Consider the following 12,052-nt stretch of genomic DNA (forward strand, 5'->3'; position numbering starts at 1 on the left):
ATCATCCGCAAGAGGCCGGACGTGAAGTTTTTTCTCCTGACCAAGAGGCCCCACCGGGTCCGGGAGCACCTGCCTCCGGACTGGGGAGACGGCTGGGAAAACGTGATGCTGAACGTGAGCTGCGAAAATCAGCGGCGGGCCGATGAGCGGATACCCCTGCTGCTGGAGCTGCCGGCCAGGCACAAGGGCATCATGTGCGCTCCCCTCATAGGCAGCGTATCCATAGACAGATATCTCGCCTGCGGACAGCTGGAACAGGTGCTGTGCGACGGGGAAAACTACGGGGGAGCCCGCCCCTGCCGCTATGAATGGGTCAAGGCCCTCAGCGAAGAGTGCAGGCAGCGCAACGTGACCTTCGTGTTCTGCGGCACGGGCCGGCGCTTCATCAAGGACGGCAGGCTGTATGAGATAGAAGAAAACGCCCGCCAGAGCCGGCAGGCTTTCCTGTCCGGCCTGAGCTTTGAGGGCAAGCCCATAGAGTGGCGCCTGACCTTTCCCATGGGAGGTCTGCTGGACGACCGGGAGCTATACGCGCCATATTTCGGCAGGCGGTGCGGGACCTGCGGCATGCGGCCTGCCTGCAACGGCTGCAGCCGCTGCGGCAGATGCGGCGGGGAAGAGGAGCAGCTCTGAGTATGGTATTGCGTTCCCTTTACGACAGTCCGGCCCCTCGCCGAAGGCGCGGACCGGGCAGAGCCCCGCGTGACACACAAGGCTGATATTATGGCTGACAGACCCTTTCAGAACACCTGCGACTGCTATGACAAAAAACAGTGCCCTCATTGCGGCGGCCCCATCACCCGGGACATGTCCTATTGCCCGGAGTGCGGCTGGGACCTCTCGACCTATGCGCTGCTGGAAAGGCTCGGCTCCGTTGCCGCCGGCCAACGTCGGCAAAAGGCGGAGGAAGAAGAGGCGGCCCGCAGGCAGCAGCAAAAAGCAGAGACGCGGCAGGGCCTTTTGGGGCTCCTCTATATCCTGCTCTTCATCAGCGTCCCCGTCCTGCTGTATTTTCTCATGACCCGCTATGACTCCCGGCTGCTGCGCAGCTGCGGGTGGACCGTCATATTCGGCTGGGTGGCTTTTGTCGGCTGCTTTATACGCGAGAGCCTCATCGGCTTTTGGATGGTGGTTTTCGGTCTGGCGGTCCTGGCCCTCTGGCTGATCAATTATACCACGGCCACCCTCATAGTCCTGGGCCTTATGGTCGTCGGCTTCATCATATATGAGCTCCTGCCCCACCGCAGAAAAGACTGACAAAATGCCTGCGCCGCAAAAGCGGCGCAGGCTCGCTGTATCGTCAAACAGCCTTCAGCGCAAGTCTTTTCCCCGTCATCCCGGGGGATACTTCAGCATGCCAAACGCATCGGCATTTGCCGGTTTTCTCAAAGAGGCCGAGGGCATCTTCCGGAGTGAGAAGAGGCCCTATACCGGGACTTAACGGGAAGCTTGATCATTGTCCCCGGCAGGCCGGACGCTTTGGTCCTCAAGGCCGAAAAAACGGGCGGCATTGCGGAAGCAGATGCCTTCCGTAATAGCGCGCAGGGCTGCCTCGTCACAGGGGTATTCGCCGTCCTCCACCCATTTTCCCAGCATATCGCAGAGTATGCGGCGAAAATATTCGTGCCTTGTGTAGCTGAGGAAGCTGCGGGAATCGGTAAGCATCCCCACAAAGCCCGCCAGATAGCCTTCGTTGGCAAGACTGGTCATCTGGTCGATCATACCGCGCTTGTGGTCATTGAACCACCAGGCAGTGCCATGCTGCAATTTGCTCACCGCTTCGCCGGTCTGGAACGCGCCCATGACCGTTTCGATGGCAGCGTTGTCATTGGGATTCAGGGAATAGAGTATGGTCCTGGGCAGCTCTCCGGTCTCGTCCAATGAGCCGAGGAAGCCGGCCAGAGCCTTGACGGAAACCTGATCGCCGATGGAATCAACGCCTGCGTCGGGGCCCAGGGCCCTGAAGAGGCGCCGGGAGTTGTCGCGCATCACGCCAAAGTGGATCTGCATCACGACCCCCTGACGGGCATATTCACGCCCCAATTCCGTCAGCAGCGCAGTCTTGAACCGGGCTTCTTCCCGAGGAGTGGGAAGCGCGCCCTCAAGACGCCGCCGGAAGATGGCGCTGACTTCCTCCTCCGAAGCCGGCGCAAACGGCACCGCCTCCATGCCGTGATCGGAGACACGGCAGCCCAGCTCCGCGAAGGCCCTCAGCCTGCTTTTGAGAGCCTCCACCAGCTCCCCGTAGCTGCCGATACGGCCCAGTTTTTTCAGATACTCCGTATAATCCGCCTTTTCTATGCCTAAGGCCTTGTCGGGACGGAAGCCGGGCAATACACGCGTCTTAAAGCTCTTGTCCCCGGCGATCTTCCTGTGCCATTCCAGCGTATCCGCAGGATCGTCAGTGGTACAGAGCGCAAAGACGTTGGAGCGTTCGATGAGTCTTCTGGCGCTCATGTCCGGGCTATGCAGCGCCCGGCCGGTCAGCTGCCAGACTTCCTCTGCGGTGCTGCCGTTCAGGATACCCTCATAGCCAAAATAGTTCCGCAGCTCAAGATGGCTCCAGTGATACAGCGGATTGCCGATGGCAAGCGCCAGGGTCTCCGCCCATTTTTGGAACTTGGCCCTGTCCGGCGCGTCCCCGGTAATATAGCGTTCCTCCACACCGGCAGAGCGCATCAGCCTCCACTTGTAGTGGTCGCGGGCCAGCCAGAGCTGGGTGATGTTGTCGAACTGCCGATCCTCGCAGATCTCGCAGGGATCCAAATGGCAGTGGAAATCGATGATGGGCAAGGATGCCGCAAGATCATGATAAAGGCGCCTCGCCGTTTCGGTGGACAGCAAAAAATCCCTGTCCATAAAAGACTTCATATACCCTACCTCAGTATTCATCCGGAGCACAGGCCCGGACTGTTCGCCCTTGCGCTTATACGCCGCTGTAGGCGGAAAAACCGCCGTCAATGGGTATGGTCACGCCGGTGATGAAGCCGGCGGCTTCGTTGTTCAGCAAAAACAGGACTGCGCCCGATAGCTCCTTTTCCGGATCGCCAAAGCGGCCCATAGGCGTGGCTGCAAGGATCTTGTGAGTACGCTCGGTGGGGGTGCCGTCGGGGTTGAACAGCAGCGCGTGGTTCTGACTGCTGGCAAAAAAGCCGGGAGCGATGGCATTCACCCGGATGCCGGCTTTGGAGAAATAGACCGCCAGCCACCGGGTAAAGTTGGTGACGGCCGCTTTTGCTCCGGAATACGCAGGGATCTTGGTCAGGGGCGTATAGGCATTCATGGAGCTGATATTCAGGATAGAGCAGCCTTCTCTGCCCACCATTTGCCGGGCAAAGGCTTGAGTGGGAATGAGAGTGCCTATGAAGTTCAGGTCAAACACGAATTTCACGCCATCCTTGTCCAGGTCGAAAAAGCTCTTGATATCGGCCTCGATATCGCCCTCTTCATAGTATTCCTTGTCCGTAGTGGCCCGGGGATTGTTGCCCCCTGCCCCGTTGAGCAATATATCGCAGGGACCGAGATCGGCCAGCACGGCGTCCGCAACTGCATAACAGGAATCACGATCCAGCACGTTACAGGCGAAGGCTTTCGCGCAGCCGCCTTCCGCTGCTATCTCTGCCGTGACTTGCTGCGCCTTATCATAGTTCAGGTCCAGCAAAGCGACCTTTGCGCCGGCCCGCGCCAGCACCTTTGCGAATGCAGAACAGAGTACTCCGGCAGCTCCGGTGACCACGGCGACCTTGCCGGTGAGATCGGTGTTCAGGATATTCTTTTGCATATCACCTGCCCTCCCCGGCCAATTTGTCCATCAGATCCCAGGCGCCCAGCATGTACATAATGCCCAGAGCGCGGTCATAGAGCCCGTAGCCGGGACGCACGCTGCCCGGCTTCTCGTCCCACAGATGCCGCCCGTGATCGGGCCGGATGTAGCCTTCAAAGCCGCAGTCGTGGTAGGCCCGGAGGATATCCAGGATACCCGTCTCGCCGTCGCAGTCCCGATGGGACGCCTCGGCAAAATCTCCGTTGGGGAAATGCCTGATGTTGCGGATGTGGGCAAAGGCGATGCGGTCGCAATGTCTGCGCACGATATCTGCCACATTGTTCCGGGGATCGGCGTTCAGACTCCCGGAGCAGAGAGTCAGACAGTTGCAGGGATCGTCCACCATACTCAAAAACCGGGCGATGCCGGCCTCGTCCACCAACAGCCGGGGCAGCCCGAAAATATCCCAGGGGGGATCGTCCATGTGGATGGCCATCTTGATATCACACTCATGGCAGACGGGCATGAGCTTCTCCAGAAAATACTGCAGGTTGCCCCACAGCATTTCCTTTGTCACAGGCTTGTATGCGGCAAAGAGCTCGTCCAGCCTGGCCATGCGTTCCGGTTCCCAGCCGGGGAAGGTCATATGATACTTTTCGGTAAAGGACATCACGTATTCCGCCATCTGCTTCGGATCATCCTGGATCATGTCCTTCTGATAATACAATGAGGTGGAGCCGTCGTCCGCGGGATGGAACAGTTCGCTGCGGGTCCAGTCAAAGACAGGCATGAAATTATAGCAGATGACCTTCACGCCAAAAGGCCGGAGATTGCGGATGGTCAGTATGTAGTTGTCGATATACTTGTCTCTCGTCGGCAGACCGATCTTGATATCGTCGTGCACGTTCACAGATTCCACTACGTCGGCGTTGAAGCCCGCGGCGCGTATCGGTCCGACAGCCTCCGCGATCTCGTCCTGCTGCCAGATCTCCCCGGGGAGTTTGTCGTGCAGCGCCCACACGATAGTACTCACCCCCGGGATCTGCCGGATATCCGACAGACTGATCTTATCATTCCCCACACCATACCAGCGAAAGCCCATTTGCATCGGCATGTTTCTGTCTCCTTTGTTTCTGTGTATAATTCAATTATATATAGATCCGCGGCTTTTTTTCAAGCTTCCCCGCCCGGGCAGCCGAAACAGGGAATACCGCCATCTTCCGCAGCAAACCCGGAATCCGAAGCTTAGCATATCGGTCCCGGGACAAAAAGCCTGCGCAGCAGGCCTGTGTGTCGTGGTCCTATTTTATCAGGTTTTCCTTCAGGGATCCCTTTATATTAGTTCTTGGTTTTCTATGGCGCTCTCTCCTTCATCGGAACAGCCGTAATGGGCTCTGTCCGACACTTTCGATCTCTTTCGGGTCAGTCGATGCCAAACAAAAAAAGCGCCGCAAAAGCGGCGCCCGGGTCTTGTCCCGTCACTTCTTGTCTTTTTTGGCCTTCAGGCCCCACACGTTGTTCTGCTCCCTGATCTCGGTCGTGATGTCGCTCTTGATACGTTTGGAGCCCTTGACTATGTTGCCCGTGAACACCAGGGCCTCGCAGGTCCCTCCCACGTGGACGGGAGTGCCGTCGGACTGGAAGCGGCAGGCGTCCACGATCACGTTGCCTCCCAGGGCCTCCACGGAAGCGGCGCCCGTGTCGGTCTCGTCCCACTTTTCCCGGTCCCAGTTCACGAAGTTGCAGTTTTGGAGGGTCACGTCTCCCGACCGGGTCAGCACGTTGTGCTTGCAGGGCCCCCAGAAGGAGCAGTTGCTGAGCATCACTGTCCCCTCGCCGTTGGACTTGTTTATCTCCAGCATCACCGGGTCCTCTCCTATCATGGCCACGAATTCGCCGTTGGTGATGAGGATGCCCAGGTTGCTCACGGCGTCCACCAGCACCGACTTGTTGCAGCAGTCGGCGCCTATGCCCAAAAACTGACCGTTGCAGGCTCCGTGCCCGTTGTCTATGAAGTGATAGCCGGCCTTGTAGCCCAGGGCAAAGGTGTCCACCACGTATTGCCAGTCGCTTTTGGCCAGGATAAAGCCCTCTCCGTGCTCCTGCTGCCAGGTGTAGAGAGGCTCGTTCATGCTGAACCAGGGATTCCAGTGGATGTTTTCCCAGCGGCCTATGTCGTATATCTCGTCGGTGAAAATGCCCCGCCTGAGGGGCTGCCCCGAGATATTGCGGACCAGATGCCTTTCGTTCTGGCTGCAGTCTATGCCGTTGAAGGGATTGAGGAGCTCACAGTCCAGGAGAGCCGGGTTTTTGCCCCTCATGGCCACGCACCAGGGGTAGGCAAAGGGCGCGTTCTTGTTGGTCTGGTCGGGGTAAAAGAACACGAAGCCCCGGACCGTGGAATTGGTGTTGATGGTCAGGAAGGGCTCGCCCTTCTCGTTGTTTTTGTCCGCCGTGGGCATCAGGCAGGAGCCTCCGCCGTCGGGCCGGGGCCAGCCGGGATTTCTGACGCCTATGTTGGCGGGCACCGACTTGTAGGTGCCCTCCAGGGTGACTCCGTTGGGCACTCTTATCTGTCCCTTGAAGAGATAGTTGCCGTTGTCCACCTTCACGGTGGCAAACCTGGCCTCGGCAGCGGCATCCAGAGCCTTCTGAAAGGCCTCGGTGTTGTCGGTCTTGCCGTCCCCCACCGCGCCGAAATCCGCCACGTTGATCTCACCGGCAGCGGCGGCGCAGGCAAGGGAAATGAGGGCTATGAGCAATAGAATAATACGTTTCATCTGTGTCTCCGGTGCTAATGATATCGTTATTCTTATTATACCAACAAGGTCCTTTTTTTGTCAACACAGACAGACCTCCGGCAGTTGTAATATATGAACGCTTTTTGCAATATGGTACCTTTTGCAATATTTAACGAGAAAGCAGACAAACAACTTGCATTGTTGCCTACATACAGGGTATAATAGAGCTGTAAAACAAAATCATCAAGGAGATCAAAGCATGAAAAGAGGTTTTACACTCATCGAACTCTTGGTAGTGATCGCTATCATCGCCATCCTGGCAGCCATCCTCTTCCCTGTGTTCGCCCAGGCCAGAGAAAAGGCCCGCCAGACCCAGTGCCTTTCCAACTTCAAGCAGATAGGCACTGCCACCCATATGTATTGCGAGGACTGGGACGAGACCATGCCTTCCTTCTACGCGGGTCTGTATCCCTACTTCTCCTCCACTATGCCTGCTCCCTGCGGCAACGGGACTGCCAACGAGCCCTACGTGGCCAGCATGCACGGCTATTCTCTGCACTATCTCATCGTGCAGAACGCCATGATGCCCTACGTCAAGAACATCAATCTGTGGTTCTGCCCCTCCGCCGACTGGAAAGCCTCCAATCTGGGCAAGGGCATCAATGACGCCACCACCACCGCCTATCGCTTCTGCCTGTGCCAGGACACCTACAGGACCAACGTGCCCGTAGGCACCTTTGTCAAGCCCAGCCAGTTCGTTATCTGGCATGAGTGGAAGGCCTATCACCGCAACAAGGAAGGCAACACCGTGACCAACAACGGCAGAGACCCGCTGGCTGTCAACGCCGCCTTTGCGGACGGCCACGCCTCCCTGTGGAAGTGCGAGACCTCCAACGGCACCACCTGGGACTTCAACTGGCCCGCTCACTATATTGACGGCGCTCAGGTCTGGGTCGACACCTTTGCTTCCTGCAGCTGGGACGTGGGCAACAACTAAGATCACACTTGCAAAAAGCCGGCCTTTGCCGGCTTTTTGATATGGCGCGCCGTGCCCGGGGCCTCATTGCGCGTCTTTTTCGCCCCGTATGTGATATAATGACATCGTAATCCGATACAAGGAGGATCAGGAATATGCAGCCGAATTACTGCGCTTTCTGCGGCAGCCGCCTGCCCGGCAACGCCGCTTTCTGCCCCGTCTGCGGCAAAGCCGTTTCCCTCCCGGCAGAAGCTGCCGGCGAAGAGCCCTGCGACGGCCCGGACATATACGCCTTTCTGAGCCCCGGCGACGAAGCATACAGAAACAAGTTCGGCATCTGCGGCTGCACAGGCCTCCGGGCCTCCTGGAACTGGGCCGCCTTCTTTTTCGGCTGGCTGTGGTTCGGCTACAGGAAGATGTATATCCAGGCTGTATGCGCTTTACTCGCAACCCTCTTTGTCGGTCCTCTGCCCATCATCTTTACGCTTCTGCTGGCGGGCGGTTTCAATTGGGACCATTTCCAGGTCAACAGCTTCGCGGCGACAGTGATGCTGGTCAGCCTTTTTGCCAGCCCGGCGCCCATACTTTGCGGCGTGCTGGCCAACGGGCTTTATCTCCGGGACCTCAGTGAGCGTATGTCCGTAGCCCGCAGCTTCCGGAGAGACGATCCGGACAGGAAAAAGTATATAGACGCCAATTCCGGAGTCAACACACTCTTTGTACTCATAGCCATTTTGCTGGTGCTGGTCCCGATCATGGCGATCACGTTTTACTATGCATACGGCAGTGATCCCGTGTGGCAAACGAGGTTCTTTCTTGAAAGGCACTGTCCGGAGCTGTTCCCTTACTCCGGTCCCGTAAGCGCGTATATGGGCTTCTGACGCAGGGGAGGTTCCGAAATGCAAACCTGTTCTGACTGCGGCGCTCTGCTGCCGGACAAGGCCGCCTTCTGCCCCGCCTGCGGCAAAGACCTTGGCGGCGGAGAAGGGTCCGGCGACGGTCTCGGCGTATTCTCCTTTCTGAGGCCGGAAGACAAGGTCTACCGCAACAAATTCAGGGCTTACGGCAACACAGGCCTTTGGATCTCCTGGAACTGGGCCGCTTACTTTTTCGGCTGGCTGTGGTTCGGCTTCAGGAAGATGTATCTCCACGCCGCCATGGCGCTCATCGCATATTTCTTTGCGGGGCCTCTGCCCGTTTATATGATCATACTGACGACCTCGCGCTATCCCAGGATAAACTTTTGTGCGGCGGCCCTGTTGCTGAGCCTTTTTGCCGGTCCGGCGCCGCTCCTTTTCGGCATATTGGCCAACGGGCTTTATCTCCGGGATCTCAGGGAGCGCCTGTCCGCGGCCCGCAGCTTCCCGGACGGCGACCACAAAAAGCAGGAATATATCTGCCGCCTTGCCGGAGTTGACAGGCGGTATGTTCTCATAGGCCTTGCGTTGTGTATCGCCGGATTCCTTGCCCTGATGTATTACCTGGCCACCACCTGTGATCCCGTGGGAGTGTTCAGGCTGCGCCTGCACCGGTATCTGCCGGATATATTTTCCAGACCCCAGAACGTGTATCACTCCTGACCACAAGGGCAAAGCGCCGGCTTTGCCCGTTTTTTTGCCAAAACTCATTGACACGCCCCCTGCGATATCTTATAATAATATAGAACTATCATCCCATGAACTACGAGGTATCAGTTGAAAAACATCACACAGGGCCTTGACCTGCTTTCCAAAAGGGTGACGGCCCCCATAGAGCGCTTCAGGGCGGAGGCGGCTTTTGCGGAAAAATTTGCCCGTGTCTCCGGGCGGGAGGACTGGCTGCCCCTCATAAGGCAGGCGGTGTCCCATGCGGAGAAGGCGGACGCCGGGAACGCGGCCCGCAGGATAGAGCAGGCGGAGGACATGCTCTCCCCCATAGGCGCTGCCGCCAAGCAGCACACCATACACCTGCTGGGCCACGCCCACATAGACATGAATTGGACCTGGAGCACCCTGGAGACGGTCACCGACTGTCACGACACCTTTGCCACGGCGCTCAGGCTCATGGAGGAATATCCGGACTGGGTCTTTGCCCAGAGCCAGGTGTCCGTGTATAAATATATAGCGGAATACTACCCCGAGCTGACAGAGCCCATCAAAGAGAGGATACGGGAAGGGCGCTGGGAGGTGACGGCGGCCTGCTGGACGGAGATCGACGACAATCTCATATCCGGCGAGAGCTACTGCCGCAACCTGCTCTATTCCAAGCGCTGGATGCGGGAGCACTACGGCGTCCCTTTTGAGGATATATCCATAGACTGGAAGGCGGACACCTTTGGCCACGCCTGGACCCTGCCCGGGCTCATGCTGGAGGGAGGCGTCACGGAGTTTTATCACATGAGGCCCGGCGGGCAGCGCTGGCTGGCCCGGTGGCAGTCTCCCGACGGCAGCGAGGTGCTGGAGTTTGACGACGGCAAGGGCTGCTACGTGTCCCCGGTCACTCCCGCCATGGCGGACGTGATGCTGGACTACCTGCAGGAGACGGGCCTCCGGGACTTTCTCTTCGTCTTTGGCGTAGGCGACCACGGCGGCGGCCCCACCCGCCGGCATCTGGACGCCGCTCTGGACATGATGACCTGGCCCGTGTTTCCCACGATACGCTTTTCGTCCTCCCGGGAATACTTTGACAGGATCAGGGCCTCCCGGGACCGGATCCCGGTCCACCGGGACGAGATCAACTTCATATTCCGGGGCTGCTACACCTCCCAGAGCAAGGTTAAGCGCGTCAACCGGGCTGCCGAAAACCTCATTCCCGAAGCGGAAGCGGTCTGCGCCCTGCTGGGCGGGACCGCGGGCATAGCCTATCCCCACTCCGGCTTTCACAGAGCCTGGGAGCACACCATGTACAATCAGTTCCACGACATACTGGCGGGCTCCAGCGAGCACGCGGCCATGGAGGACGCGGACTGCCGCTTCAGAGAAACGGAGGCCCTGGCGGGCACTGCCCGGCACCGGGTGCTGCGAAACGTCGCAGCCCTGCTGGACACCAGGTCCGCCTTCGGCGATCTTCCCTGGGACCAAAAGGGCGTGGAGGCGGGCTTTGGCGAAGTGAGGCTGCCGGGCAGGCTGTCCTCCCACGGTGGCTCCAGCAGCGTCAGCGACATATTCATGGTCTTCAATCCCACTCCCCGGCCCGTCACGGGCACGGTCTTTACCAAGCTGTGGAACAAGGCTCTCGACCCCTCGCGGCTGACGGCCCGGGACTCCGGCGGCAGCGAGACGCCGGTGCAGGTCACCGGCTCCAGTCAGTACGTGGAGCACACCGGCATCAACGCAGCCTTCACGGCCCGGGAGGTGCCTCCCTTCGGCTGGAAGACCTACTGCATCTACGAGGCAGAGGAGCCCGTGACCTCCTCGCCGGAATACCACCCCAACCTGTTTTCGTTCCTGCCTGCCGCCGGCAGCTCCACCGGAGTGCGGCAGACCGGCCCCTTTGCCATGGAAAACGACTTTGTCTCCATAGAGATAGACCCCTCCACCGGAGGTCTGACGCACTACACGGACAAAAAGACCGGCAGGGATCTGGTGCCGCCGGGCAAGGTGCTGGGCTATCTGGAAATGGCCTGTGAGGTCCCCCACTTCATGACCGGCTGGTTCACGGCCCAGGAGGTGACCGCCGAACCTGTCACGGGAGGGCGTCTGGTGGACGACAACGACCCGGCCCAGAGCTTTGACGCGGACGTGCTGTCCATGGTATCCTCCCGCAGAGCGCCTATGAGAGGCCCGGTCATCGGCTCCATCAGGACCATCCGCGCCGTGGGCGGCTCCCGGGTGATCACAGAGGTCATCCTCCACGCCGATTCCGGAGCGGTGGACTTTAGGATAGAGGCCCGCTGGCGGGAGACCGGAGACGGCGAAAAGGGGGTGCCTGTCCTGAAGCTGGTGTTCCCCATGGGCGCAGAGGACTCCCGGGCCGTCTATGAGATACCCAACGGCTGCATGGAGAGGCCCCGGAGCCGGGAGGACGTGCCGGCTCTCAGATGGGTGGACGTGGGCGACGACCGGGAAGGCTTCACCCTCCTCAATGACTCAAAGAGCGGCTTTTCGGTGTATGACGGCGTGCTGCGGGCCGCTCTCATACGCTCCAGCTATGACCCGGACCCCCTGCCGGAAACGGGGAGCCACGCCATGAGCTTCAGGCTGATACCCCGGGGGGCCTTTGACCCTCAGGCAGCCTGCTCTGCGGCCGAAGAGTTTTGCAAGCCCCTGAGCCCCGTGCCCGCGGGCATGCGCTCCGGTCCCCTGGCCTGCGAGCACTCCGAAGCCAAGCTCCTGGAGGGCACAGTTCAGATAGGGGCTGTCAAGCGGGCGGAGGAGGGAGACTCCATAGTGATACGCCTGTGGGAGACCTCGGGCAAAGACTCCCGTATACGCCTGTGGGTAAACGGGGCGGAGCGCTGGCGCTTCTGCAACACTCTGGAAGAAGATACAGGCGCAGCCGCCGATGCCCCGGAGGGCGTGATATCCGCCGTGATACCCGCCTTTGCCACCAGGACCATCAAGGTATATCGCAAGGGCCAAGGATAAAGCAATA

Annotated in this window: 10 protein-coding genes; 6 read left to right on the top strand and 4 right to left on the bottom strand. The window is 59.3% G+C overall.

Features of this window, described 5'->3' with window-relative positions:
• On the top strand, window positions 1-633 hold a 633-nt coding region (locus IK083_05850), incomplete at its 5' end, for a DUF5131 family protein (protein MBR4749076.1).
• Window positions 634-723: 90 nt separating this feature from the next.
• On the top strand, window positions 724-1,257 hold the full coding sequence (locus tag IK083_05855) for a hypothetical protein (protein MBR4749077.1): 534 nt from the start codon (window positions 724-726) through the stop codon (window positions 1,255-1,257).
• 180 nt (window positions 1,258-1,437) lie between these two features.
• Here IK083_05855 and uxaC read toward each other — a convergent pair whose 3' ends face one another.
• From uxaC to IK083_05875, 4 genes are all read right to left on the bottom strand, one after another.
• Window positions 1,438-2,871 carry a glucuronate isomerase gene (uxaC, locus tag IK083_05860; GenBank protein ID MBR4749078.1) on the bottom strand — a complete coding sequence of 478 codons (1,434 nt, stop codon included), beginning with the start codon at window positions 2,869-2,871 and terminating at the stop codon, window positions 1,438-1,440.
• A gap of 55 nt (window positions 2,872-2,926) precedes the next feature.
• Window positions 2,927-3,781 carry an SDR family oxidoreductase gene (locus IK083_05865; protein ID MBR4749079.1) on the bottom strand — a complete coding sequence of 285 codons (855 nt, stop codon included), beginning with the start codon at window positions 3,779-3,781 and terminating at the stop codon, window positions 2,927-2,929.
• A gap of 1 nt (window position 3,782) precedes the next feature.
• Window positions 3,783-4,877, bottom strand: coding sequence for a mannonate dehydratase (gene uxuA / locus IK083_05870; GenBank protein MBR4749080.1), 1,095 nt, complete (start codon window positions 4,875-4,877; stop codon window positions 3,783-3,785).
• 364 nt (window positions 4,878-5,241) lie between these two features.
• Complete coding sequence (locus IK083_05875; protein ID MBR4749081.1) at window positions 5,242-6,543, bottom strand: hypothetical protein; 1,302 nt, start codon at window positions 6,541-6,543, stop codon at window positions 5,242-5,244.
• A 220-nt stretch (window positions 6,544-6,763) separates the two neighbouring features.
• Here IK083_05875 and IK083_05880 point away from each other — a divergent pair, with 220 nt between their 5' ends.
• The 4 genes from IK083_05880 to IK083_05895 all read left to right on the top strand — a co-directional run bounded on the left by IK083_05880 (window position 6,764) and on the right by IK083_05895 (window position 12,045).
• Window positions 6,764-7,501 (top strand): prepilin-type N-terminal cleavage/methylation domain-containing protein, encoded by a 738-nt coding sequence (locus IK083_05880; protein MBR4749082.1) that lies wholly within the window; start codon window positions 6,764-6,766, stop codon window positions 7,499-7,501.
• A gap of 134 nt (window positions 7,502-7,635) precedes the next feature.
• On the top strand, window positions 7,636-8,361 hold the full coding sequence (locus IK083_05885) for a DUF2628 domain-containing protein (protein ID MBR4749083.1): 726 nt from the start codon (window positions 7,636-7,638) through the stop codon (window positions 8,359-8,361).
• Between the two features lie 18 nt (window positions 8,362-8,379).
• On the top strand, window positions 8,380-9,060 hold the full coding sequence (locus tag IK083_05890) for a zinc ribbon domain-containing protein (protein MBR4749084.1): 681 nt from the start codon (window positions 8,380-8,382) through the stop codon (window positions 9,058-9,060).
• Window positions 9,061-9,174: 114 nt separating this feature from the next.
• The gene (locus tag IK083_05895) at window positions 9,175-12,045 is read left to right on the top strand and encodes an alpha-mannosidase (protein ID MBR4749085.1); all 2,871 of its coding nucleotides are present in this window, start codon (window positions 9,175-9,177) and stop codon (window positions 12,043-12,045) included.
• Window positions 12,046-12,052: the final 7 nt, after the last annotated feature.

It is taken from the genome of Abditibacteriota bacterium, assembly GCA_017552965.1.
Taxonomy (GTDB): Bacteria; Armatimonadota; UBA5829; order UBA5829; family UBA5829; genus RGIG7931.

Excerpts from the sequence above, each read along its gene's own strand:
- IK083_05855 (MBR4749077.1), top strand. The coding sequence starts at position 724 with ATGGCTGACAGACCCTTTCAGAACACCTGCGACTGCTATGACAAAAAA.
- uxaC (MBR4749078.1), bottom strand. The coding sequence starts at position 2,871 with ATGAAGTCTTTTATGGACAGGGATTTTTTGCTGTCCACCGAAACGGCG.
- IK083_05865 (MBR4749079.1), bottom strand. The coding sequence starts at position 3,781 with ATGCAAAAGAATATCCTGAACACCGATCTCACCGGCAAGGTCGCCGTG.
- uxuA (MBR4749080.1), bottom strand. The coding sequence starts at position 4,877 with ATGCCGATGCAAATGGGCTTTCGCTGGTATGGTGTGGGGAATGATAAG.
- IK083_05875 (MBR4749081.1), bottom strand. The coding sequence starts at position 6,543 with ATGAAACGTATTATTCTATTGCTCATAGCCCTCATTTCCCTTGCCTGC.
- IK083_05880 (MBR4749082.1), top strand. The coding sequence starts at position 6,764 with ATGAAAAGAGGTTTTACACTCATCGAACTCTTGGTAGTGATCGCTATC.
- IK083_05885 (MBR4749083.1), top strand. The coding sequence starts at position 7,636 with ATGCAGCCGAATTACTGCGCTTTCTGCGGCAGCCGCCTGCCCGGCAAC.
- IK083_05890 (MBR4749084.1), top strand. The coding sequence starts at position 8,380 with ATGCAAACCTGTTCTGACTGCGGCGCTCTGCTGCCGGACAAGGCCGCC.